Origin of the sequence: Pseudoalteromonas sp. HL-AS1, assembly GCF_031198785.1 — a bacterium.
GTDB classification, from domain to species: Bacteria; Pseudomonadota; Gammaproteobacteria; order Enterobacterales; family Alteromonadaceae; genus Pseudoalteromonas; species Pseudoalteromonas distincta.
Window position 1 is genome coordinate 300975 of sequence record NZ_CP133570.1, and the last position, 25747, is coordinate 326721.

The 25747-nt window shown below is 37.0% G+C and carries 18 protein-coding genes; 7 read left to right on the forward strand and 11 right to left on the reverse strand.

All coding sequences use genetic code 11. From position 1 onward, the window contains the following. Positions 1 to 12: 12 nt before the first annotated feature. Positions 13 to 297 (reverse strand): hypothetical protein, encoded by a 285-nt coding sequence (locus RB214_RS18370; protein ID WP_309169416.1) that lies wholly within the window; start codon positions 295 to 297, stop codon positions 13 to 15. 623 nt (positions 298 to 920) lie between these two features. Here RB214_RS18370 and RB214_RS18375 point away from each other — a divergent pair. Beyond that, complete coding sequence (locus RB214_RS18375; RefSeq protein ID WP_309169417.1) at positions 921 to 1175, forward strand: hypothetical protein; 255 nt, start codon at positions 921 to 923, stop codon at positions 1173 to 1175. A 23-nt stretch (positions 1176 to 1198) separates the two neighbouring features. On the opposite strand, the gene RB214_RS18380 is transcribed toward RB214_RS18375, so the two are convergent. The 8 genes from RB214_RS18380 to RB214_RS18415 all read right to left on the reverse strand — a co-directional run bounded on the left by RB214_RS18380 (position 1199) and on the right by RB214_RS18415 (position 15318). Beyond that, on the reverse strand, positions 1199 to 2485 hold the full coding sequence (locus RB214_RS18380) for a DNA cytosine methyltransferase (protein ID WP_309169418.1): 1287 nt from the start codon (positions 2483 to 2485) through the stop codon (positions 1199 to 1201). A gap of 92 nt (positions 2486 to 2577) precedes the next feature. Next, positions 2578 to 7449: a helicase HerA domain-containing protein gene (locus tag RB214_RS18385; RefSeq protein ID WP_309169419.1), complete on the reverse strand. Its 4872-nt coding sequence runs from the start codon at positions 7447 to 7449 to the stop codon at positions 2578 to 2580. Between the two features lie 7 nt (positions 7450 to 7456). Further along, positions 7457 to 7951: a hypothetical protein gene (locus RB214_RS18390; protein WP_309169420.1), complete on the reverse strand. Its 495-nt coding sequence runs from the start codon at positions 7949 to 7951 to the stop codon at positions 7457 to 7459. Between the two features lie 21 nt (positions 7952 to 7972). After that, positions 7973 to 9493, reverse strand: coding sequence for a hypothetical protein (locus RB214_RS18395; protein WP_309169421.1), 1521 nt, complete (start codon positions 9491 to 9493; stop codon positions 7973 to 7975). Next, positions 9490 to 11607: a hypothetical protein gene (locus RB214_RS18400; protein WP_309169422.1), complete on the reverse strand. Its 2118-nt coding sequence runs from the start codon at positions 11605 to 11607 to the stop codon at positions 9490 to 9492. Before RB214_RS18400 ends, RB214_RS18395 begins: the two co-directional genes overlap by 4 nt. A 528-nt stretch (positions 11608 to 12135) precedes the next feature. Beyond that, entirely contained in the window at positions 12136 to 13284 is a 1149-nt protein-coding gene (locus tag RB214_RS18405) for an HNH endonuclease domain-containing protein (protein ID WP_309169423.1), read from the reverse strand. Then, a complete protein-coding gene (locus RB214_RS18410; protein ID WP_309169424.1) occupies positions 13281 to 13877 on the reverse strand; it encodes a class I SAM-dependent methyltransferase in 597 nt (198 codons plus the stop codon). Before RB214_RS18410 ends, RB214_RS18405 begins: the two co-directional genes overlap by 4 nt. A 196-nt stretch (positions 13878 to 14073) precedes the next feature. Next, positions 14074 to 15318, reverse strand: a complete 1245-nt coding sequence (locus RB214_RS18415; RefSeq protein ID WP_309169425.1) for a UPF0149 family protein — start codon at positions 15316 to 15318, stop codon at positions 14074 to 14076. A gap of 195 nt (positions 15319 to 15513) precedes the next feature. Between RB214_RS18415 and RB214_RS18420 the strand changes: the two genes are divergently transcribed. From RB214_RS18420 to RB214_RS18445, 6 genes are all read left to right on the forward strand, one after another. Further along, the gene (locus RB214_RS18420; protein WP_309169426.1) at positions 15514 to 16254 is read left to right on the forward strand and encodes a transporter substrate-binding domain-containing protein; all 741 of its coding nucleotides are present in this window, start codon (positions 15514 to 15516) and stop codon (positions 16252 to 16254) included. Between the two features lie 74 nt (positions 16255 to 16328). Beyond that, on the forward strand, positions 16329 to 16991 hold the full coding sequence (locus tag RB214_RS18425; RefSeq protein WP_309169427.1) for a transporter substrate-binding domain-containing protein: 663 nt from the start codon (positions 16329 to 16331) through the stop codon (positions 16989 to 16991). Between the two features lie 293 nt (positions 16992 to 17284). Next, on the forward strand, positions 17285 to 18883 hold the full coding sequence (locus tag RB214_RS18430; RefSeq protein ID WP_076914907.1) for an ABC-F family ATPase: 1599 nt from the start codon (positions 17285 to 17287) through the stop codon (positions 18881 to 18883). A 774-nt stretch (positions 18884 to 19657) separates the two neighbouring features. Then, on the forward strand, positions 19658 to 20401 hold the full coding sequence (locus RB214_RS18435; RefSeq protein ID WP_309169428.1) for a ferredoxin--NADP reductase: 744 nt from the start codon (positions 19658 to 19660) through the stop codon (positions 20399 to 20401). Between the two features lie 250 nt (positions 20402 to 20651). Next, positions 20652 to 21395, forward strand: coding sequence for a nuclear transport factor 2 family protein (locus RB214_RS18440; protein WP_002962106.1), 744 nt, complete (start codon positions 20652 to 20654; stop codon positions 21393 to 21395). 9 nt (positions 21396 to 21404) lie between these two features. Beyond that, a complete protein-coding gene (locus RB214_RS18445) occupies positions 21405 to 21725 on the forward strand; it encodes a hypothetical protein (RefSeq protein ID WP_002962108.1) in 321 nt (106 codons plus the stop codon). Positions 21726 to 22054: 329 nt separating this feature from the next. Here the strand turns inward: RB214_RS18445 and RB214_RS18450 are convergent. Next, a protein-coding gene (locus RB214_RS18450; protein WP_309169429.1) for an IS3 family transposase occupies positions 22055 to 23601 on the reverse strand; the annotation gives its coding sequence in 2 pieces (ribosomal slippage) (positions 22055 to 23142 and positions 23142 to 23601; 1548 coding nt in all). Between the two features lie 394 nt (positions 23602 to 23995). Continuing rightward, positions 23996 to 24886, reverse strand: coding sequence for a tetratricopeptide repeat protein (locus tag RB214_RS18455; protein ID WP_002959108.1), 891 nt, complete (start codon positions 24884 to 24886; stop codon positions 23996 to 23998). Positions 24887 to 25747 lie beyond the last annotated feature (861 nt).

Consider the following 25747-nt stretch of genomic DNA (forward strand, 5'->3'; position numbering starts at 1 on the left):
GGGTGGCCAAAATTACTTTACCACTACAGGCCTACGAGTTGGGGTAGAAGAAGTAGCCTGATAAGCGCTACCACTCTTTTTAGGCTTACTGCAGTTGTTAGCAAGTAAGGTAAATAGCGTTTTATCGCGCGCAGTTAAACGCTCACCTTCTTTATTACTGTAGCCACTTCTAAATTGAGAGCGAATAGCTTCGCGCTGCTTTTTAATGCTATCGCATTGGGCTTGTGTGTAAGCCTCACCAGCTTGAGGAAAAGTTGTAAATACGCTAATAAATACCAGTAAAATCCATTTAATCATTATTCATTCCCTGAATTAAAACTTTAAAAGAGTGTACCTATAAATGTGAAAAAACACATCAACATTACTAATCCAAAAAGCAAAAATTAAAGCTGTGGGTGGGAGTGCACCTTGTGTCTGGTTTTTATAAAGCACCCGCGAGGTATAAAACCTCACCTACAATAATTAAACCACCGCACTCAACAAAAGCGTAGGTGCAATTTTACATCGCGCTTTCTCTTTAATAACTAGCTCATTACCCCAATCAACATGCAAAGCTCACCTAAATACCTGTAGGCGCCCAGCTTGCTCGCGCGAAAAGCGTAGCTTTTAAAATAATTTACTTATATCGCGTTGGCGATGGCAACCAAGAGGCGGATACCGCCGACCGCCCCTTGGAACCCCACGGCGCCCCGAGGATCACACTATTACCTCAATTTAAATTAATGATATGAACGTAACCAGCGTAGATAGGCCATCCATGGCCAAGCTACGCTTTTAACAGCATCCATGCTGTTAATTACTCATCATTAATTTAATTTCGGGTGTGATCACGGGGAAATTGCCTTAGCAACTGCTTTCATATTTGTCGTTGGTTATAGCGTTATGTATATTTAATTATCTTAGCTGCTCGAGTCAATTTAATGGATTCCAATTTACCCTCATCATTAAGCTTTCCTAAATACCGTGACTTAGTTAAAAAACTCAAACATGGTAAATCATTACCTACCGCTATTTATTTACATAAAAGCTCGCTTGAAACAGCACTTCAGCCAGAGCTACTAAGTTTTATTCAGAGCACTATAAACCAATTAAATATTAATGAGCCGTGGAACTTACTAAAACTCTATAAACGCGATTTAAAGTTCACCTTATTAAACTATTCCACCCGACTCTAACTGCTTATAGTATCGAAGTTACGTTAGCCTTTTAGAGAATACTTTCCGCGGTTTTCAAACTTTTCCAGACTGTAAATAAGAACACCTAAAGCTTCACCTAGCAATGGTGGAACCGCATTCCCTACCTGAGTATACCTCGGACATTCTTGAGTTCTTCGATGTCCACCTGTTGTATATTTACCCAAAAATTTAAAATCATCAGGAAAGGACTGTATTCTTGCATTCTCACGAACAGTTAGAATTCGAGGCTCAGAATAATGCAACAAGTCATCAGGTAACGTGGTTAAAGTTCTAGATGGCTTTCCGGGATCCAAAACACTTATTACTTGTTTTTTCATTCCTATTTCTTCTTTCTGCTCTTTTGTTAGACCTAGTCCTGGGCGACATACTTGTTGTATGTGTTTAAACTTTGCGACTGTAGTGTCTCGATGCCTAGCGATTCTCAAACCATTTGGTTTCGAATTATTAAGCCCATTTCTCATCGCCTTTTGGAACGTTGTCAATTTGTCAGGAAGTACATAATCTAATTTTTTAAAACCTGTATTTTCATTTCCTGAGTGATAAACTTTTTTTGCACCAATGTGTTCAAGATCACTTATTGCCGCTTTAACGGAAATAGGTGTTTTAGGTAATTTTTTCTTCTTAAGGAAATCGCATCTTAATGACTCAAGCACTGAAAAAGGGTCAACATCATGTTTGAAAATGTCTTTTCTAATACCAATCATAATGAAACGGGTACGCTTTTGAGGCACACCATACATTTCACTGTGCACGTAATCTGTAAAAACTTTGTAGCCAAGCTTTTCTAGCTTAGTTTTTACAACCATCGAGTACGGCTGCTTTTCAGCTACACCATTCGAATCTTTAAATGTCGCGTTAAAGCCACGAACATTTTCAAGGACTAAATATTTAGGGCTTACAATTTTTACCATTTTGATATATTGCTCAGAAAGCTGATTTCTTGGATCTGAGGAATTTCGTCTACCTGCTAGTGAAAAACCTTGGCATGGTGGCCCCCCCGCAATCAAGTCTACACTTCCCTTTAACGCCTTCAGCGAATCGGCATAATCTTCAAGTAACGTTTGAATTGTAGTTGCTTTTTTTGGTAGCCACTCCGGCCAATCAAAATGGTTATATTTATCGCCATCAATTAAATTATGTTTAAAAGTTTCAAATGCCATAGGATCTTTTTCAACGGCAAAAAGCCCTCTCCAGCCGGCATTACCAAGGCCGAGAGAGAATCCACCGCATCCAGAGAAAAGGTCAATATACGTCCCTACTGACTTAAAATTTTTATTATCATCTACCACGGTCAAAGCAAAAACCCCAAAAACTGTATATAAAAACAGTGTAATATATTATTCTCATAATTAATATCAGGTAGGATACTTTAAATCGCAACTTAATCCAGCTTATAAAATGGTACACCTTTAATAAATTCACCATTATGATTTAAGGTTTTGCATAAGGACTCAAATACTTCTAAAGAAGCTATACGGTTAATTGTACTTTGCACTTCGTTTGGCAAGCCGATTCGATCTAAATCACTTACTTTAATCCCTGGTACTTTATGTACAAACCAACTTTGAATTGGCTCCATATAATTTTCTTTATTGGTTTTAAAGTGCGAGAAATACTGAGAAGCCAATATTACACCTACGCCAAATTCACGGCCTTGTAGTAATAATTTACTCAATACTGGAAATTCATAGGGCATTATATTGTGTGCTTCATCCACCAGTAAATATGAGTCGATAAACCTTGTTTGAAGTGTTTCACCTAAAAACTTGCGCTTTTTAACTTTTTTCATATAGTCGTAGTAAAAATTGAGGAAGATTACAATGATCATATTTTTAATTTTATCATCGCTAAAGCCACTTAAATCAAGGGCAATTGTCCCGTCAAAGAAGTCTTCAAATGTCTTAATTTTACTTGGGTCACTTTCAAATATTTCGTAATCAATAATATCGCTCATTATTGTATAAGTAGTATCAACCTTACCATCAACCAGCTCTTCGTAAGCTTCAAATACTTCATAAACAGTTGGATCTCTGCCCTCTATTTCATTGAAGCATTTTTTAACTGCTTTTTTCAAAAAATTATCTTGTAGAGGTTTCTGTGCACTAAATATTTTACTAAGAACATCACGGAAGAATGAGTACCTATCTAACCATGGTGTAGCTGCCGATGAATCAGATGTATTAAACATATTAAGCGGTAAATCTTTAGGCTTGATAACCTTAACGTTCGTCTTAGATATAAATTCACAGTTCTCATTATCAAGATCACTAAAGTCACGTTTATAATCCAAAATAAGAACTTTGGGAGCTACACCTCTGTTGTTTTCAGGTTTGTTGACTAATTGATAAACTAAAGACTTTAGCAATTGCGTTTTACCTGTACCAAGATCACCAACAACACCAATATTAATATTGTTTAAAGCGGTATTCCCTGGGTAAAAAGTAATATCTTTATTTTCAAACTTATCTAAACTTTCACCTACTTTAAAATGTATACCTGAAGAAACCTCTTCGGTAGATATTTTATCATCAGGTTGTTCAGTTGATGAGTTAGCTGGGTTGTTAACGTTGTCTGTATTACCTACTAGCACTGTGGTGACAGGAGTTTTTTCATTCGTTATTTTACTAAGAAAGCCCCAATTTCCAACACTGGCGAATATATTCTCTATCACTGACTCTTGCTTATCACTTAAAAGAGATGCTGCTGATTGATGGGAGAGAATAATTGTGTCTTTAAAGCTTTTATCGACAGTTGATATCACTTGACCATTCAAACAGTTTTCTAAACTAATTAAACGTCCAACTTTATCGATTTCAATTTCGACATCCTGAGACATTATATTAATCAGTGTTGCTTGATGTAATTTAGACCATTCACTTCCTATTTTCTTAATACTGTCAATTTCGCCATAAACCCTAAAACCATAATCAATCCAGGATGTAAGCATCTCTCTCCATGCGATTCCCCAAATCTCATTTTTTTGAGATTCCGATTGCATATTTTCTAAAAAAGTTGAAAACGTTATAGCTTGTTTAATTGCATCAACTCTTTCATCCGCAAGCATTTTTCCAGATCTAGCTTTAACCTCTACCGGTGTTATCCGCATCGACTTTATACTATCTTCAAATATACCAAGGCTGATAACTATTAGATCAGGTCGCTCCATGCTGCCTGTCTTTAAATGTGCTCTCAAGCTATCAAACCGTGGCTGAAATATATCTGCAGGAATAATCAAGTTGATATGTGAATCTTTTGAGACTGGAATTAAACCGTCACACGTATGATTTGTTTGAAACTCTGTTTGCAACAGCCTTAATGCTACAAGCATCCCTATTTCACCAAGACTTGAGGTCCCACCACTCGTTATTTTCTTTAATGTAGGCATACCCCTTAAAGATATTTCTTGTAATAAACCTTTGCTTTGCTCTTTACTTACTGGTGTTTTGTCTTGAAATTCGATCAATGCATTTTTAAGTGCTTCGTGCATATTTTCTGATTCACGTGCTAATAAATAAAATCCACTTGATTGCCCTTGTTCGGCAGAATATTTAGGTAGTTCATAATCCCATAATAATGATGTTTGCTCAGGCATATGAAAACATGAAGCATCAACTGTAGATGATGAAACAGCACAAAAGTCTGTATTTTTAAGAGAGTCTTCTAGTGTTTTTAAATTAGGAGCGAATACTAAGCTATCGAATAGGTCATATTCTTTACATGAATTTTCCATTAGCTGCAAAGAGCTTACTAAGGAATTTCTTATCGTCTCATCGGCTTGGAACGCTGGTGTAATAAAGTGACCAACTCTAGACTCAGCTAAAAACTTGTTCTGTTTTGAAAAGCTATGTTTAATACTTTTTCGGTATAAACAAGTTGGATCAACAGCTGAATAAAAATGATGTTTTTCAAAGGTGTTACTCATGGTCTGTAAATGATCTATTATGGCAAGATCTCTTTTTTCAATGTCTTCATTATTTTCTTTCGTATACCATCGAACGTTAGTTCCTGAACGGGCAGTTAATGCAGCTAGAATAGCAGGTTCTGGCTGAGATCTTGTAGGCCTAGTATCATATACCCTCAGAGAATTAGCTCCTGCTGTGGACCATTCATCCTGTTCAAAACCGAGGTTTTCTTCACACCATTCTTCCACTCCAGCATTACAAGAGCTTTGACCTGATGTATCACTAGTAAGAGAGATAGACAATGTCGATTTTGCACAAGCTAGTTGACGCACATCGTCTAGTGATCTTTTTACTTGTTGAATACTAAAGCCTTGTGCCATTCCATCTATAGTAATTCCAAACTCATCACCGAAAATTGAATCGTAATTTTCATTGTTTACATTCGATATACTATCTGTGCTCCACAGAACGCTCCAATAATCTGATGATGCTCGAACTACTGCGTAACCTTTATACTCAGGTGTTGAATTGGCATTTAAGCAAGGGAGCGCAAGACAATCCGGAAATACCGATGGATCAATTACTCCTGTCGAAGGCGCACAAAGATCATGTTTTCTAGCATCTTCAAGTAAACTTTGTGCATTACAATGCCAAGCTATTCTTACTGGATGAAAAGGAGATAGTAACACTGCATCGGGTATTGATTTCAAACAGTTGTTACTAGACTCTTCTCCATGTACCGTTAATATGTCACTCCAAATAGCCGTCTCATAATCACTTTTCAACCACTTGAAATATTCATTTATATACGAATTAAAAGCTAATTTAAATTTATCTTCTAAATAAAGCAAACCAAAATTTAAAGACTCTATTGAATCTCCATCTTTATCGCATAAGCCTTTTATCAAAATACGTAAATGTTCTCGGCTTTCAACATAGGTCTGAGGAATGTTAGCATTTAGAGTTTCATATGTTGGTCTAGGATCTAAAAATAATTTCATCTCAGATATGACAGGATTAGTGTTCCAAGATGGTTTTGTCCATTTATTTTTAACTCCAGGACCAAGTGCAACTGGACAATAAGATTCAGAGTCATTCAATATCCAGTGCTCAAAATTGGACAGCATGGTTTGTCTGACATCAACTTTTAATGCCGTTCTACCTCCGCAACTTGCAATTACCAGTTTACGAAACTCACTAGAAACACCTTTTGGGATAAATTCACTAACCGTGATATTGATTTTATAACTTTGAGTAACATTACTATCTTTATCATCTAGTTCGAATTCATAGGTACAATCTTCGTCAGCCTCGATTAAACAAACCGCATGACCATCTGAAGAAGGAGTTATATTTTTTTGAATACCGTCAATATCTGAATCGTTATAGAAAAAACCAGTCATGGTTGAATCTAATGTAAGACCATTAACGTGGTATAAATCTAAAGTGTGGGAGCCAATACCATTTAATTCAATTTGGCATTCGTAATGACCTTCATTGTTTTGTTTCGCTTTCTTCCCTTTTTTCGCTTTAAACTTAAAGGGTGTTATTTTTGTTGCTGAGCGACAATTAGTTGTAATTTGAGGTTTAAACGACTCTAACTCAATGACTTTGTGAACAATCGGTTTGGCCAGTGACTCTGACGAAAATTGATATTTAATAAAAAAATCATGTTCTAAATAACCAACATTATCTGTCCAAGTTATTTCTTCATCTTTTATGATTATTTTTTCTACGCCTTGTAAGGTTTTGTTACCAGAAGCTTTACTGATTTCAAGCTCTACTTCACCTTGACCTTCTGCCGGAGTAATAATAAATGAAGCTCCTTTTTGAATTACCTCCGGATGACTTTTCGAAACAGGATTATAAAGAGTATCTTGGCATACAATTTTTAAAATTGAATATTCCTGTGGCTCGGAATACCCTCCGAGTAATTTAACCCAAATTTTATTTGTTAAAGTATGCCACCAGATGAACTCTTCATACTCATTTGCTCTGGCATAATTGGCCATTGGGTTATCAAGGAATTCTGAGGGCATTAAGCAATTTACCGATATAGCACTTATAAAGGTCTTTAAGGCTTCTTTTATATCCGATTCCTCATCCGTTAATTCATTAACCATTAGATCTGAGCCATTATCAAAGCCATGCTCTACAAAATAACTTGCAATCTTTTGTGGTAATTTAAGTGCCTCTGTAATATCTCCATCTTCGATGCTAGGTATTCCTAGACTTTCATATAAGTAAGTACTGTTCTGATTCTTTGACGTTAGAACATAAACATCTTCAATAATTTTCCAAACTGCCCGTCTATCACGATGCCTTTGATCTCCATCCCATGCTTGCGCCAAAGCCTCGTTAATAGCCCCCCCTCACACTTTCTTGTTCATTAATGTGAAAGTTTGAAATTATGGAGTTTAAAATATTAGATACAAATGGTTCTTCTAACCATTCAATAATACTTTTATGATGTTGAGTTGATATTCCTCTTCGTTCTGCCGCTGTTTCAGAAGACAAGTGTGTTGCATCATCAATAGCATGAAGTGCAAAATAGGACCCCTCTTCTGTATTCCTAACAGTCACTAGATGATTATTAGTACATCGACCTGAATTCAAATTTACGGGATCAATATCAATACATGAATCAACAAGGAGAATGGGAATATATTTAGTTAATCCATCTCTAGTTATTTGTAACTGTTTTTCTCCATCACAAAGATAAGTAAATACTGAATTAAGCATTAGCTTGGGTAGCCCAGAAAATAGTATTCGAATAGGAGCCTTTTCATCAATTAGAAGCGTACTAATATCATTTCTAATTTCTTTTATTACAAATTCATAAAAAGTATTCATTGCTGTTTCCTAAACTGAGAGCTATGTTTTGAACGGAGAATTAATAACCATGCCACCTTCGGCATCAGGACTTTCAATTACAAGACCTAAACTTCTTAATAACTTGTAAAATATACTATTACTATCTTGTTGGATTTCGGCTTCTAAACCATAAAAAGAAAGTTGCTTGATAAGGTCTGCAATAGTACAAGGGCCATTTGATTGGACTGCAGTGCAATGTACCATGAGTAATAATGCAGTTGGCCCGAGTCCTACAATCCAAGGCGCACTTGAATAAGCGCCTCTTTTTCTAAGGTAATAGCCTTGATCATAACTTTCTAACCCTGCTTCAGAGGTTTGTCTTTGTCTAACAACATAACTAATAAATTCTAGAATATTTTTAGATGTACCTTTTTTACATGCTGTAATTTTAGGTTCCATTTCTAGAATTGTTCGCAAGTTTTCCCTGTACTTGGAATAATCAAAATACTCTTTTTGTTGTGAAAGGTGATTTAACGTTTTAGTGATCCTTTTAGGTGAGGTTAAATTGATTTCTTCATCATCAAAAAAATTATTCTCTGCAATGTCACTTAATATTAAATTAAGAGCACACCTCCCTAAAATATAACCACGTACAGTTTCTTCAATTGTTTTATTCGTTGGTTGATCTAAAGACCAAAAACAATCCGTTTGTGATAATTCATCACTGACTTCTTCATCTGTAAAATGTTTACCATTTTTTAACGCTTGCTCGAACATTTCAGATAATTTTTTATTTATAGTACACAACCACATTACGTGTGAGCATGCTGCTATTCTACACAAAGACTCCATCATCGAAATCCACTGTCTTCGAGTGAGAGTACCTTTCAATGCTAAAACTGATTTTAAGTCTTTCACAAATCGTAATGCTGGGCTTTTTAAAGTAAGACTGTCAAATAACTCATCTTCTTTCAAAGGTAGCTTTTCAGGTTTAGACCAACTCCCTAGAAACTCTTTTTCTCGCCAAGTCATTAATTCTTTCTGAATTAAGCGTGCCCATACATCATCATCTTCTGTCACTGATAATTTTTCAAATATATTCTGCCAGAGAGCCAGAGCATCTGCTTTAGTCTCGGACCCCATACTTATCATTTTTGCGATTAGGCGACCTGGATTCCAAGGATTTCCAGCTAATCTAGCTGACATAGAATAAATAGTTGAGTCAGGTACTAAAGGACTCAATTGTAAGAACTGCTTTTTAGATTGGTTCGTTTGCTTGGGGCTAGTAATTGACCTAGTGACAATTTGAACCCATAAATCATCATCTACACCTATTGCACTTTCAGCATTATTTGGCCGCTTTCTTTTATCTAAATGTTTGGTTAGTTTTCTTCCTAATATAGGGGTTTGTTTTTCAGAAATTACGCCATTAAATCCTACATTTCTGTATAGTGAAGCGAGTAAAACCTCTCCCGTTGCTACTTCTGGCAATGGACTTAAATGAATAAAACTTTTAGTATATTTTTTACGTAATTTTTCTGATTTCCAAGGTGCTTCAATGAAGTCTAATAACTGACTCATGATTTTGCTCCCGTAAATGCTAGTTCTTCATCTGTATCAATCTCAAATATATTAGAGCCGATTTTTATCTTAGCGCTAACGTCAAGATAATCATCATCCCTAACTATTTCACCAGCAACAATTGATTTAACTTCATCAAGCATTGCAAATATCTCTTCCGGTAATGAAGCTTCATTTAACCCTTTATCTATTTCTCTTAGTGATTGAAATAAGTTAAAAGTAACAGGTAAACAACGATCTTTGTGGATTGATATATATGGTAAGTGTTCTCGTGGTTTAGCTGTTCCTTGATAGAACTTAACCATTCGAGGCTTAATTTCGGATACAAGTAATGAGATATCTCTATCTCTATGGGCTACAGGTTGGCCAAAAGTAGTAGATAGTGGAATTGAAAACTTCTCATTTTCATTAATCAACCCACGAATTTGACTCTCTGTTTTTTTAATTTGCTTTTTGTCATCATGGAATTTTGAATAATTAATCAAAGCATCAATATTTTTACATACACCATATTTAACACCTAAACTGCGTTTAACTAATCGTGAGGAAAATTGCCTAATAGAAGCTTGCAAGAAACGAACATCTTTATAAATCAATGGGCTATGGTTATGCTCCATTAAAAAATCATCCGCTAATATTAAGTTCTTTAAAATTCTTTTTTCAGCTTCAGGTAATCGTCTGGATACTAGTTTAAGACCATCATTAATTGATAATCCAAAACGTTCATCAATCAAACCAGCCGTAATATTAATCTTTTCGTTATTTACAGTACCCTCAAAGAATATTGCCTCTCCACTTAATAGTGCAGGATCTAGGCTTTGAGAGAAGCTTTCTGCAAGAATCTTGCGAATATAATTACTATCGTTGTTGGTTAAATTAGCAAGAGTTTTAAAGTGATTAACTGTGCTTGTATACTCTTTATAAAATTGATTCGATTTTGGTTTTTTAAGTGCTGATTGTTTAGCTTTACGATGATCTCCTCTATTCAGTTTTGGCCATAAGGAAAACAAACGATGATGGTACAGTTTACTCATTAGTAAATACGGGGCTTTAGCGAAGTTTAAATCATCTCTTTCTTTATTTATGTACTCCAATTGCTTGGCTGTCCAATCACATGGCGTATACAGTTTTTTCCCGATAGTCAACTCTTCAAGATCACCTATAAACAAATAGGATATGAGTGAATATAAATCACGAAACGTCCATCGTTTACCGGCACATAATTCGTAATAATGTAAAAGTTTAACTAGATTACTTTGAGCATCTTTTTCCCCAAGCAGCACTTTATTTTGGCAAAAAGGGCACATTGAACTATTTTCACAGGGGGTTTGCCATAAATTATCTTTCAGAGCTTGATTTAGAATTTTATGCATAACAGTATCTGGTTTTTCAGGTGTTGGAGATACTAGCGATTCAACATCCATTGGCCAAATTGCAATACTTTGCCCTTCTAAAGGCCAACAATTAGGTGAGTTAGGTCCTCCGCTGGCAGCTTTTACTAATTCATTAATTAAGTGAATTAATGGGAAGTTATTTTCTTTATGTGCAAGTGAAGATGCATTTGCTAAAACCCCTCGGTTGATACAACAAATATAAATGCCTTTATAAGCACCCTTTACAATACTATCGAGTTCATTATTTAAAAGCTTTTCAGGGCTAGAATTACTTTGTTCGGTGTCTTTTTCAGTAGCATCTTGCACTAAATGAATTTCAGGTTTAATACCTATTTTTGAACTCCATAAATCGGGGAAGTTAACTGTTGACTTACGAGGGGGTAAGGTACCTTCTTGAATCGCGTATTGCTTGGCGAAACGTTTAACCAATTCGCCATTAGCTTGGATAGCTTTATCAAAATCTTCTATACAACCTTCAACAGCATCTGTCTTACCATTACCGGGGCCACCTATTAATAAAATTGCTTTAGGCGTATTTTCTGATTCAGCACTTACAATTTCATCAACCCAGCTTTTAAGTTTCATTGTTAACGGCGTTTCTATTTTCTTCCCAGCAGGCCTACCGGAGTTATTTTTAAATGGATTTCTAACACCACCTTGCTTAGAGCCTGCCCAATTCAAAAATGCCACTGGGTATTTATTATTCGTTTCAGCGTCCATATATCAACTCCATACTCAAATATTTAGATTAGAATAAAACACCAATCTACCAACACACACCAATTCCCCGTGTTCACACCTGAAACTTAGTTAATGATGAGTAATTTACAGCATGGCGGAATTTTGTTCCCGACAAATTCCAAGTACCTAAATCCCTTTAGGCAATGCTGTACAAAGCGTAGCTTGGCCATGGATGGCCTATCTACGCTGGTTACGTTCACATTATTAACGTAAGTTGAAGATACAGTGTGATCCTCGGGTGCGCCGTGGGATTCCAAAGGGCGGTCGGCGGCAGCCGCCCTTTGGTTGCCATCGCCAACGCGATATAACCTCGAATAGAGGTTTTTAATCCATTGAATCCGTTGAATTCCACGCAAAAAACAACTTATAAGCGCAATATAAAATCGCATCTACACATTAATTACACCGAAGTTTAAAAGCTTCGCTTTTCGCGCGAGCAAGCTCTGCGCCTACAACCCAAAAGCGCGAGATAAACTCACGCCTACAGCACGAACTACAAATTCTGTATTACACGTCATACCTTGGCTTTTCTTCCGCTACTAAATCCAGCCCAGTACTTGGTTGCTGATATTTAAAACCAGCCGCCTCTTCAAAATAACCTTTCTTTACCCATAACTTTGCACTGTTAGCCTGTGCCACCTGATATGCCCAATTACTGACTGCCAGTGACTTATCTGAATCACAATAAAAGTAAGGTTGGAGTTTATTGGCGATTTCGGCTTTATGAGTATCGAGGTTTTGTTCTAGCCAGCGGTCGCGGTGAGCGAATGCTGCGAGGTGGTCTCGCTTATTGTTATTACAATCAGCATGCGCAGCAACAAAGTTATGTGCTAAGTCGTTTGGATAACGCTTAAACGGGATAAAATGATCGATCTCTGGTGTTTTTTTAGTTTCTTTTTCGTTTTTTAGATTCATTGGCTTTTGGCAATAAAAGCAAAGCCCTTTTTGAATATCAATAAGCAGCGGCGCAACTACTTTTAAAGCAGTTCTATTAGTACCGAACAAAAATTCTTGTAGCTGGCTTTGCGATCCCAATAACGTTTGATTCGCTTTTATTGTTTGTACTTTTTCTACCCATTCAGTAACACTAAGATGCACAACCAAATCGTAAAAACGCCTAAAGCACTGAGCAATACCTACATTTAAAACAATTCGCTTTGGCTCTCTGCCTTTACCTAAAAGTGTATGAGGATATAAAAAGCACTCTTCTTTTCCCGAAAGTAACTGCAAGCGCCAAAGAGGCCCATCAATAAATGTACGCCGTAATGAGCTTATTACTTTGCTGTATTGCTGATGATTTTTGAATGCGTTATAACTTTTAATACCTGCATTTTGCAGCTTAAATATCTCGGTAATGAACTTTGCTTGGCCTAAGCTATTTTGCTTAAGTAACATATCTTCGGCATTGGTTATTATATCTGTTGTGCCCAACGCATAGGGCACTGAATGATTCCAATACAGTTGAATAAACTTATCAACCAGAGTGTCGATTTCAATTTCCATTGGAGCTTCGGGATTACTATTTTTATGCTCTACACACACATCAGCAATTGCATGTAACAATGCATATTTATAAGTAGCTGTGAATTCACCTTCAACTAACATTCGCTGAATATATGCAATAAAGTCGAGCTGTTGCTGCATTGCTCCAATCATAAAACGTGCACTACTTTTATAAGCGCATTTAGCCATACTTCGCTTTCGCGCTCTGGGCGCTTGTCAACACTTTGCCATTGTTTAATAGCTTTTAACTGCGTATGGCTAAGTAAATGCGTTAAAGCATTTTCGTTTAAATCGGTAAATTCACGACCATTATGCACACGCTCTGTATCGCCATATTTAAACGATACATACAAAACACCATTTGGTTTAAGTGCATTTTGTAGGTTTAAAAATACCTGCGGTAACTCAGCTTTTGGAACGTGTAATAAACTAGCGCAGCACCAAATCCCGTCGTATTGATTTACACAATTTAGCTCTTGGAATGTTTTAACCGCTACAGGTTGTTGTAAGTAACTGCTTGCCAACTCTGCCAGCTCTGGGCTTGCATCAAACGCATTTACAGTGAAACCCTGCGCTTTAAAAAATGCGGCATCGCGAGCGCTGCCACAACCGGCATCTAAAATACGCCCATATTGTGCAACGTGCGGTAAAAACTCAGCATAAAGCGCCGACATATCAACGTTAAGTGTTGAGTCGCTAAAAGCTTTGGCATTTTGGTTGTAATAAGTAAGTGTGGTGTTTGACACGAGACTCACCGCTCCTTGGCTAATCGTTTAACAGCTAAGATACTGTTAATACTGCATTCATTATTTATTTAATCTACAGGAACAAGCGCATTAAATATAGGCTTAATAAGTAGAAATTTTTAAATTAATACGCTGTTATTATTAAGTGCTTATGTTGAGCACTGAGCGCGATATAAATCACGCTAAACGTTTTTTGTTACCTTTTTCTTAGCCAAAAAAGACTCGCGGGAACCGAAATCCATGCTTGTTTACCTAACGAATCAAGGTAAACAGCGACTTCTTCTTTACTGCCTGGGCTGAAGTATGGCGGCTGTTGTTCTTTTAGTTTTTCTTGCCCTGTAAGTATTTTGCTAAAGTGTTTATTTTGCTGCTGGAGCATTTTTTTATATGCGTTAGCGGGTTTTGAATCACCATGCTTTACAAAAGCACTTAGCGCTCGGCTGGCTGTTGCATGTAGTTCTTGAAAATCAAAGTCGGCCAATAGAGCATCCAACTTGTCCCATTGTTTATTGATGATTAGGCAGTTCATTAATAAAAAGCGGTTTGCTTGATTGTCGTTTGGGTTTAGCGTTAATAACTCTTCGAGTTCTGACTGCGCTTTTTGGGTATAACCATGCAGCGCATGTATTTTTGCTCGATGCGCGCGAAGCATCATATAAGGGCGGGTTTCGTGCAAGCCCCAAAAGTACCCGGTGTTGTCTTTAATAAATTGCTTTGTTATGAGCCCACTTTCCATTATGTCTAGCAACATTTGTATTGGCTCAAGTGCTTTTAGCTCGGTATCGGCAAGTACTAGTTCAAGTAGTTCATCAAATTCATCTAATTCATTTGGCTCTTCGTCTAAAAAGTGGTTGTTAAATTCGGCTTCGTTTTCATCAAATACTGCTCGCTCGTTACTAAAACGCAATTCAAAAATAGCGTCGGCCATAAAATAAACATAATTACGTTTATATTCTTGGGCGTTGTATTGGGCAAATTCACCAAACTCTTTTGCGGCGATTTTGGGGCTTGTAAATGCTTTTAACACTGTAGTAAAGCTGTTTATAGAACGTTTTTGTTCTGTATTGAGCATACGTTTATTTATATTTTTAAGCGCCTGTAAAACCCCTTTACAGTAACTTGGTAGGGGCATGTTCGGCTTTAGCGAATCCCGATAGTCTTGCTTAGATAGGCTGCATTTTGCTGGCATTTTTAATTCGTTTTGAATTACTTTATCCATGCTTTGGTTATACAACGCCATTAAGCTTTCGAGGTATTTTATCTCGCTCTCTTTTTGAAGGTTAATATCTCCAAATAAATCAGGTTGCCACTCGCTTGGGGGAAGCAGTTGAGGTAATACACCTAACCCCATTAAATAACCTTGTATAAAATAGTAGTTTGGTTGTTTAGTACTTAATTCACTAAGCTTTATAACATTGTTGCGAATTTTAGTTGGCGACATAACGTGCCCTGCTATATATAAATTTATTATTAGTGTACCCATAGATAAGGTTACCAACAACGCTAGTTTGGTTGTTTTATCCTTAAATTATTTTTTAACGATTTATTTACAAATTCAAACAACCCCGTGCCGCTAAAATACAAAAGCTGGTTTATACTGTTGTAATAATGAGCAAAATAATAACTATGAGGCGTAATGAATAAATTAATTACCGTATTTTTATGTTTGCTGTTTACGGCTCCATTTAATGTATTTGCTTGTGAAAGAACCTTTAGCGTGGCATCGCACGATGCTTTTTGGCCGCCTTATGTAATGGGCATTAACGGTAAGCTGCAAGGCTCAGAGGTTGATGCACTCAACATTATATTTGCTGACTCCCCTTTTTGTTTTGAAGTTAAGTTACTGCCAAATTCTAAGCGGGCTTTTATTGAGCTTAAATACGGCCGTATTGATTTAGGATGGGCTGCAAGTTATACAGACGGACGCGCTAAATACGTGCACTTTAGTGATAACTACCGAACTGAAGTTATGCGCTTATACGAAAACAAAAATAATCAGCATAGCGTTAAAAACCTCGAAGATATTTTTAAACAAGGCTTTACTGTTGGCGCTAACTTTGGAAGCTATTACGGTGAGGAGTTTGAGCAATATAAAACCAAATATAAAAAGCAGATTGAATACACGAGTGCAACCAGTAAACGCTTTGAAATGCTTAATAAACAACGTATTGATTTTGCTATTGAAGACGAGTTGGTGGGGGCTTATTTTGGTCAAAAAGGCTCAAGTATAAAATTAGTAACCAACATTGAGTATGTAAATAAAGACGATATTTATTTAATGTTTAGCAAAAAAACGGTGTCGGCTACTGAGCTTGCAATAATTAATGAGCACATAAACAAAAACAAAACAGCATTAAAAGCGCTGTTTGAATACTAAAAACTTTATTTTTAACATTTACTACACTGCTATTTACTCAGTTTAACGCCCTTGCGTGTTCAAAAACATTAGTGATGGGCACTAACGAAACTAATTGGCCGCCTTACCTTGTTAAGCAAGGTGATACATTTTTAGGCACAGAAGTGGATGCTGTAAACGCTATTTTTAAAGATTCAAAATTTTGTATTAAATGGACTTATTTTCCGAGTTTTTCGCGTGTTCAGGCTGAGCTTAAAAATGGCCGAGTAGATATAACCTACGCTGCAAGTTACACAGAACAACGTGCTCAATATGCGCACTTTAGTTTGCCTTATCGCGAAGAAATAATGCTGCTTTATAAACACAAAGATTCGGCTGATGTAACAAGCTTACCTGAGCTTTTTAGTCAAGATTTTACAGCAGGTATTAACCGAGGAAGCTTTTTTGGTAACGAGCTTGAACAACTCAAAACCAAATATTCAAAACAGGTCGTACTTACTGCTCAAGCAAATAATCGATTTAGCATGTTAGATAAAAAACGAATCGACTATGTTGTTGAAGACTCTGTGGTTGCGCAGTACTTTGTGAAAAAACACTCCTCAATTTCGCAGGTAAAAACTATTACATCGATTAACGTTAACAATGTGCACTTTATGCTAAGCAAGGAGTCGCTAACACTCGATGACGTGGCGACTGTTAATCAGTTAATTACCAAAAATAAGGCGGCTATAAAGTCAATTTATCAACCTGTGCATTAAAGCATGGGTAATAACTTAGCTCTTTGACTGCAACACTTATTTAATATTGCCTGGCGTTAGTGCTTATTTACATTCCCCGCTGTAACTAAGCACCACCGCTCACGCTAAAAATAGTGGCTTAAAATTGAGAATTGCCGTTATTTTCGCTTGGTTATAAATTAGCTGCCTTTTATCTTTCATTCGTTGTGGCTGATCTGTATAATTCGCCAGCTAATTTACCCTATTGTCTGGTTCTTGTTTGTGGCGTATTGCTGCAGCGTACTCCTGTCAGTACTAATCTAGGATTACCCTTTTTGATCTCCACCGCAAATATTACGATGCAGTTTGGCGCAGAGCCGTTGTTTGAAAACATTTCAGCTAAATTTGGTAACGGTAACCGTTACGGTTTAATTGGCGCTAACGGCTGCGGCAAGTCGACTTTCATGAAAATTTTAAGCGGTGCGCTTGTTCCAAGTGCGGGTAATGTATCTATTACTCCAGGGTTAAAAGTAGGTAACCTAAGCCAAGACCAGTTTGCTTTTGAGCAATACAGCGTTGTAGACGCGGTAATTATGGGCGACGTGGAGCTTTGGAAAGTAAAGCAAGAACGCGAACGAATTTACTCGTTACCAGAAATGAGCGAAGAAGACGGTATGAAAGTTGCCGATCTTGAAAGTGTATTTGCTGAAATGGACGGTTACACGGCAGAAAGCCGCGCTGAAGAAATTTTGCTTGAAGCGGGTATCGATAAAGAATTTCATTACGGTTTAATGGCAAACGTTGCCCCAGGTTGGAAACTACGTGTGCTTTTAGCACAGGCGTTATTTGCAAACCCTGACATTTTGCTACTTGATGAGCCTACCAATAACTTGGATATTCATACCATTACGTGGTTAGCTAACGAGCTTAACAAACGTAAATGTACGATGATTATTATTTCGCATGACCGTCACTTTTTAAACTCGGTATGTACACACATGGCCGATATTGATTACGGTGAGCTGCGTATTTACCCTGGTAACTATGAGAAATTTTTAGAAGCTGCGGGCTTACAACGCGAGCAACTTTTAGCTGAAAACGCTAAAAAGAGCGCTGAAATTGACGAGCTACAAGACTTTGTTAACCGTTTTGGTGCTAACGCTTCAAAAGCTAAGCAAGCAAGTTCGCGCGCTAAAAAAATGGATAAAATTAAGCTTGATGAAGTTAAATCTTCAAGCCGTATGAGCCCATCGCTTTCGTTTGACGAAGGTAAAAAAATGTATCGTCAGGCGCTTGAAGTTAATAAGCTTGGCCATGGTTTTGATGGCGAAACGTTATTTAGCGGCGGCGACTTTTTACTTGAAGCTGGCGCTAAGCTTGCTGTAATTGGCGAAAATGGTGTGGGTAAAACTACATTTTTACGCTGTTTAGTAGACGAGCTTAAAAGTAATGAAGGCGAAATTAAATGGTCTGAAAATGCGAGCTTTGGTTATTGCCCGCAAGACAGCACTAAAGATTTTGATAACGATTTGACGTTGTTTGATTGGATGTCGCAATGGCGTACAGCTAAGCACAACGATTTAATGGTTCGTGGCATGTTAGGCCGTTTGTTGTTTACAGCTGACGATTCAAACAAAAAAGCGCGTAACTGTTCTGGTGGTGAAAAAAATCGCCTGTTATTTGGTAAGTTAATGATGCAAGACGTTAACGTGCTTGTTATGGACGAACCAACTAACCACATGGATATGGAAGCCATTGAAGCGCTTAATAATGCGTTAAAAGATTTCCAAGGTACGCTTATTTTTGTAAGCCATGACCGTGAGTTTGTTTCGTCATTAGCTACACGTATCATTGATATTAAAGATAAAAAAGTAATCGACTTCCAAGGTACGTTTGACGAATACCTAGCAAGTTGTGAAGAGAAAAAAGCGTAAACTTTTTCTTATTGCTTATAAAAACGGTGCTAAATTTAGCGCCGTTTTTTTATGTGTGGAATTTGAGTTTAACTATAAAATTAATTAGGGTCTGTTGATCTTTCAAGGTTGAATTTGCAGCAGTCTGTTTGGTATTTAGGCAAGGCAGAGCCTATGTAGTGTGGTTATTCCCCATAAATGGGCGATAACGTAGCATTAATGCCAAACAGGCGCTGCCCAAGGGGTTCTTCCTAGGGGCTATTTACTCTTTGTTGCTCGGTTTTTACTTAGCCCACTAGGTTACAAACCTCGCGCCGCGATTAAATAGCCCCTAGTTTGAACAAATTTTAATCCGCAAAGATCAACAGACCCTAATAAAGGCTTAAATAAATAATTCACTAAGAGGTTAAGAGGCGCTAGTACAAGTCAGTGATAAAATACTCGTTTCTGGCTTGGTTCTTCTCATTTACTCCTCTTTGGCTTCTCCTAGTGCAATAGTTTTTCAAGTAAATAGTTCACTAATGGTGATATAAGACGCAGCGCTTTTAAAGTAAGTGATAAAATAAAAAACACTGTTTTTTGACTTAATTTTTCTTAGTTACTGCAGCTTCGCTTTCCCTTATGCAATTAATGGCTCTTATCGTAGAGCTAATTATTCACATTATTTTATTGGTAAATACTGCATACACCATTGCTTTAAACCTAGTCATATTCTCCTGTAAGTCTTTGTCGCTTAATGCTAATGTTTATGGAGTGAGTTATTTAAAACTTTAATGGCTAAACCAAGAGGTAACTATGTCTAATTGGGTTGAAGCAACAGTAAAAAGCGTAACATGGTGGAGCGAAACGCTCTTTAGCTTAACCGTTAATGCTAATGTAGAGCCGTTTAAAGCTGGCCAATTTACAAAGCTTTCAATAATGGATGGCGACAAACGTATTGCTCGGGCTTATTCATATGTGAATGCCCCTGAAAACCCCGATCTCGAGTTTTATCTTATTAACGTAATTGACGGTTTGCTTTCTCCTCGTTTAGCTACATTACAACCTGGCGACACAGTATTAATAGAACAACATGCAACCGGCTTTTTTACCCTTGATGAAATACCACAAAGTGATCAGCTTTGGATGTTAGGGACTGGCACTGCCATAGGCCCTTTTTTATCGATTTTACAACAGCCCGATGTATGGAAAAAATACAAAACTATAAATTTAGTGCATGGCGTACGTTTTAATAACGACTTAAGCTATCAGGCACTTATTAACGAGCTATTAAGAGTGTACCCAGCACAACTCAACTATATTCCTGTTGTAAGTAGAGAGGAGCCATTACAAGGCTTAAGTGGGCGAATTACTAACGCAATTGAGAGCAACCGCTTGTTTGAATATGTAAAATTAAACCCTGAGCCTAGTAACGCGCAATTTATGATTTGCGGAAATCCACAAATGGTAAAAGACACAACCGCGCTACTTCTCGATAAAAACTTTACGCGTAACCGCCGTAAAAACCCCGGCAACATTACGGTAGAGCAGTACTGGTAGGCTTCAGTGGTGGTATTAACTACCCGATAACGTTAAAATTTGCTATGTTGCACCCTTATACCAATTTTATCAAAAATATGATCATTCTATCGCATTAGATAACTCACTAACTGCGTTAAAGGTTATTCATATAGAACAACTATATGTCACAATTTTTGCGTTGTTATTGCGCTATTTTTTAACGCTATAATAGATCGCCTATTTAATGTAATTGGTATTACACGTATTTAGTGTTCATTTTAGGAAAGTTATGAAACCGTTATCTATTATTTTAGCCTCATTAGTCACTACCGTTGCGCTAATTACTTATGCCGCAGAGCAAAGCGAGCCTGAGCAAAAAGAGCCGCAAGTTGAAGCTCAAACAAGCGTTGAAAAGCCAAAAGTTGAAAATGAGCAATCAGTAACTCAAACCAACACTGACGACAAAGTAAATACGCTAGAATACAAAGCGCCAGAGCTTAAAAAGCCAACAATTGATGCGACTAAACCAGACGATTCAAAAGTATTAGGTAACGAGCAAATTAAACCTGCTGAAAAGCCTAAAAATAAAATAGAAAAAGCAGTGGCTGTAGCGGAAGCTGAAAAAGCAGTAACGCAAGCAAAAGAAGCACTTACAGTTAAGCAGCAAACTAAAGCTAAACAATCGCGCGAATCACTTGCTGTGGTAGAGCAGCTAGTTAAAGCATATAACGCACGTAACATTGAAGAGTTTCTTCGTGTATATGCCGAAGATGTTGAGTTTTATATTTTCCCTAATGAGCTATTATTTAAAGGTAAAGAAAAACTAATAGAACGTTACGGGCTAATGTTTAAAAAGTTAAAGTGTATTCACTCATCACCAATTAAGCGCATAGTGCACGGTGATATAGTGATTGATCACGAACTTTCAGAAACTTGTTCAACTGACGAAAACGTAGTTGATAAACGCTCAGAACTTATTTCGAGTTATCAAATTAAAGATGGGAAAATAGTACGCGTACTATTTTTTAGATAAAGGCTTTAAATGCAAATAAATGACGACAAAAAAATTCGCTTAATGTATCGCATTGAGCCAGGTTGCCTTGGACCTAAGGGTGCTGAGCATATTGAAGATTTTTGTCGTTTTGCAAACAAGCATATTAAATCCCCCTTTTATGGCCAATTTGTATTTTTACCACGTTACGATAAAACCATAGACGAGCGACAATACAGCGTTAACAGCCGCAATTTATCACTTGCTCAAGCTCGGGCTTACTTAAAGCACTTTGATATTAATATTGAAGAATTTGAAGAACAACTCGACGAGCTCCTCACAAAAGCGATTGATTTATACTTTAAGCGATAGCGTTTAATTGCTGTAGCTTAGGTATTACCTCCCCTCAAACGTACATTTTTATTTATTTTAATTACTATTAAAAATATAAATAATTTCTTTCACAAAGATAAGGTAATCAGTAATAACTGAGAAAAACCAGATCAGCCAATATGTATCATTTACTCTAAAAGCGCAGCGCCTCTTAACCTCTTTGTGAATAATTAGCTCTTTAAAAGCCTTTATTTGCACAATGAGAAGTAAAAGAGGGGTAAATGAGAAAAGTCAAAACCAGTATTGTAATGTTTTATCACTACTCTAAAACGGAGTTTTTCAAGTTAGTTGTCGCATCAAGTTAAATTTTATGCCGCCCGCACTTCTTCTTTTTTCTCCGGATTTAAATTTACTTCATTGATCATTGTCCAATCTCTAGACTTTCCTGACCAACGACTTGGATTCTGTAATTTCGCCATTTCATTTACCTGATGACGTTTCGCTAGTATCGCTTTATCTAACCCTAAATGACGCTGATTTGGCGTGACAAACTTAATACCGCTGTGTAAGTGTTCATCGTTGTACCAATTTACAAACCCGTTAACCCATTTCCTTGCGCTCGCGATATCTTCGAAGGCTTTTTCAGGGTATTCCGGGCGATACTTTAACGTCTTGAATAACGATTCAGAATAAGGGTTATCATTACTCACAGACGGTCGGCTAAATGAAGGAACAATACCTAACTCCTGCAATGTCGCTAATAACGTTGCCCCTTTCATTGGACTGCCATTATCCGAGTGCAACGTGACTTGCTCAGGCTTTACCTGCTCTCGCCTGCAAATATCTACCATTAAATCAGCCGCCAGTGTGCTTAGTTGTGTGTCATGAACCTGCCAACCAACTATTTTTCGACTATAAATATCCATCACTAAATATAAGTATAAAAACTGACCTTTAACAGCTGTTGGCAAATACGTGATATCCCATGTATAAATTTCGTTTACACGTATTGCCTTGAGCGCTTTTGGCTTTTTTATCTTTTTATTTGGTTTAACTTTTTCTCTGTGTGTTAATAATTCATGTGATTTCATAACGCGATAAAACGAGCTTTCTGATGCTATCCACACACCTTTACCCAATAGTTTAGGGACTATCTTGCTGGGTGGTAAATGCCCATATCCTATTGAATTAACAGTCTTAATTATACGCTGTTGCTCTAATTCAGTTAGCCTGTTTGGTGGTCGCTTTATCGTACTTGTTCGCTTATCTGTCATATCATCAGCTTCAATCCAGCGTTGAATTGTTCTTGCCGTTAGACCAAGTAACTCACATGCTTTCTCTTGCCTTGCCCCTGATTTCTGCGCGTCGGTAATGAGCTTTATCAATTCATGACGCTCAGTTGAGCTGGTTAATCGTCCTCGTTGAAACCCCAGAGCGCATCGGCTTTTTTTTTGAGTACAAGTAAGGCGGCTGTTTCTGCTAACGCTTTGTCTTTACGATTAAGCTCTTTTTGAAGCTGCTTAATTTCTTGTTTGAGCTGTTTACTGTCTGATTTTACGGGCTTCGTTGAGGGCCCTTTAGCAAAATCTTGCTTCCATTGTTTAATATGATGCGGGTAAAGCCCCTTAGCGCGGCAATATTCATTAAGAGCTGCTTCATCTAAACTCGCACATTCAATAATGGCGTTAAGCCTTTCTTCTAAGCTCCAGTCATGAGGGCGTTTTTCTGTTGTCATGTGACTACCATTATTTTTAGTTTCAAGTTCATGGTTTTTAGCAAGCGCGATCCATCGTTGCAAGGTTGAATAACCGATGCCTAAATCAAGCGCAATATCTTCTAGGCGAACATCATCACATTGAGATAATGCTTTTTCAACAGCTTGAACTTTAAATTCTTGTGTAAATCGACGTCTCATTTTATCTGCCTCTATTAAAAGTTAGAGGCGACAACTATCCTGACACAGGGGGCTCGGCATTATAAAAGTACAAGCGTTGCTTTAAAAGCTTGTAACCTGCGCGAATAGCTGTGTTTATACCAAGTTTAGAGAGTATGACTTGTTGCTCATGTTAGAAGCACAGTTTCTGATTGTTTTTATTATTTTAACTTCTAAGCTCTTCTCTAAAAGCGCAGCGTCTCTAAACCTCTTTGTGAATTAATCATTTTTGATCTTAGCTCTACGCTAGAGCTGAGTTTGTAGAGCGCAGTTAAGCTTCTAATTACACAACAAACTTTACCATTAAAAACAAAAAAAGGGCCAAGGCCCTTTTTTATGATGTTGCGCCTAATCAAACAGGCCAAATTCTGAGTGCTTAAACAACTTCACCAGCCACTATCGTATTAAAGCTGTCGTTGTCATGCAGGCTTGCAAAAGCGCTCTCATGTAATAATTCATTACGTAAGTTTGGAGAGTATTCAAGTGCCATTTTAATATCGGCTAATGCATCAGCATGCTTATGTGTTAATGCATAAGCACAGGCTCGTTGCCAATAGGCATAACCATAGTCACTATCTATATCAATTGCTTGGTTACACAGCTCAATGGCTTGTGCTGTTTCATTAATTTCTAGTAGTGCATCGGCTTTATAAGCAATGGCTTCCACATCTTCTGGTTTGCGATTGAGTATTTCATCAAAAATTTCAATTTTATTTGCAAAATCACTTTCTAAGTTTGCGCGCATCCACAACGAATGAACTTCGTTAGTCACCGATATGCGTTCTTGGTTGCTGAGTATTTCTTCTGAGCGAACGCGTAGTTTTTCTTCAAGAATTTTTAATCGGTCTTCATACTCGTCTGTAATTACACTCACACGCGTATTTACAATATCTTCTACTTTATTTTTAACATCGCGCAACGAGTTCCAACCCACTAAAACTAAAATCGACGCCGTAGCGGTAATTATAAAAAACACATTATTAATGGTATCTGTAGTGTACGTTAATGCGCGATCTGCAGTATCAAGTTGCGCATGAGTAACCTGCTTAGTTACATCTTCACGAAGCTTTTGCTGATCTTGCCTAACTGCTTTTAGCTCATCTAATATGTAACGCTCCATTAGCGGCTTATACATAGGCTCTTTGAGTTGTTGAAGAGCTTGTTGCTCTTGTTGTGCTGTAGGTGAAGCTGGTTGCTTTTCAGCAGAGTTCACTATGCCCGAAAACAAAGTTAAACAAACAAAAAGTACAGATAGGTAATAACGCATTGGTACGCCTAATTAAATTAATTACTGTAATAACTTTAGCATGCAGGGCTTAATGGCACTAGGGCGTGTTGTTCTTTGTGGATTAAAATTGACCTAATTTAGATAGGAGCAATAGTTGTAAATTTTTTTTAGCCTAGTGAGCTTAGCAATAATAGGGTAAAGCGTGAGCATATTACCCATGCTCAGGTAATTTGAGTAAAAATAGGCAAAAAAAAGCCAGCTCAAGGAGAGCTGGCAAAAACTGCTTAAAACAACAATATGTCGTAAGGGTTCACAGGAGAACAACTTCATACTAACTGAATTTATCTGAACAATTACTTAACTTAATTCAATTAGTTAAAAATAAAGAAAGGTGCATTGGGCTTAAGTAATGCACCTTTATCATTATAACTATCTAACTACAATTTCATGGTGAAGGGGGGTATTCCAATGTGCGCTTTAGTAAACTAAAGCCACTTTCAAACCCTTCACATACCATTACGCCGAAATTTTTCAATTCGATCACAGGTCTAGTAAAAAGATTAAGGTTAATTCACCGATATTTAAATTTTTATTTTGCGTAATGCTTTATATGAGCGCCATCTGACTTTTTTACTATTATTTTAAACGCGACTTTAAGCCTATTGTTAAATACATCATTAACGTAAGGGCAATCAAAAATATAAATTGGAGCAATCGTTTTAAATAGTATGTTGAGGCTGGCTTAGCATAATTTATACGCCTATATTAAGGATACGTAAGCACTTGGGTAGGCACGCTGAGTAAAAAGTAAGCCTATTAAATAAAAATAACCGTTACTTTTTAAAAGTTATAAACACATAAGCAATAATACTGATTGATTAAGTATTTTACTTTTCTATT

Bases quoted from the DNA above. Each gene is read 5' to 3' on its own strand.
- RB214_RS18370 (WP_309169416.1), bottom strand. From the start codon at position 297: ATGATTAAATGGATTTTACTGGTATTTATTAGCGTATTTACAACTTTT.
- RB214_RS18375 (WP_309169417.1), top strand. From the start codon at position 921: ATGGATTCCAATTTACCCTCATCATTAAGCTTTCCTAAATACCGTGAC.
- RB214_RS18390 (WP_309169420.1), bottom strand. From the start codon at position 7,951: ATGAATACTTTTTATGAATTTGTAATAAAAGAAATTAGAAATGATATT.
- RB214_RS18395 (WP_309169421.1), bottom strand. From the start codon at position 9,493: ATGAGTCAGTTATTAGACTTCATTGAAGCACCTTGGAAATCAGAAAAA.
- RB214_RS18400 (WP_309169422.1), bottom strand. From the start codon at position 11,607: ATGGACGCTGAAACGAATAATAAATACCCAGTGGCATTTTTGAATTGG.
- RB214_RS18405 (WP_309169423.1), bottom strand. From the start codon at position 13,284: ATGATTGGAGCAATGCAGCAACAGCTCGACTTTATTGCATATATTCAG.
- RB214_RS18415 (WP_309169425.1), bottom strand. From the start codon at position 15,318: ATGTCGCCAACTAAAATTCGCAACAATGTTATAAAGCTTAGTGAATTA.
- RB214_RS18420 (WP_309169426.1), top strand. From the start codon at position 15,514: ATGAATAAATTAATTACCGTATTTTTATGTTTGCTGTTTACGGCTCCA.
- RB214_RS18425 (WP_309169427.1), top strand. From the start codon at position 16,329: ATGGGCACTAACGAAACTAATTGGCCGCCTTACCTTGTTAAGCAAGGT.
- RB214_RS18435 (WP_309169428.1), top strand. From the start codon at position 19,658: ATGTCTAATTGGGTTGAAGCAACAGTAAAAAGCGTAACATGGTGGAGC.
- RB214_RS18440 (WP_002962106.1), top strand. From the start codon at position 20,652: ATGAAACCGTTATCTATTATTTTAGCCTCATTAGTCACTACCGTTGCG.
- RB214_RS18445 (WP_002962108.1), top strand. From the start codon at position 21,405: ATGCAAATAAATGACGACAAAAAAATTCGCTTAATGTATCGCATTGAG.
- RB214_RS18455 (WP_002959108.1), bottom strand. From the start codon at position 24,886: ATGCGTTATTACCTATCTGTACTTTTTGTTTGTTTAACTTTGTTTTCG.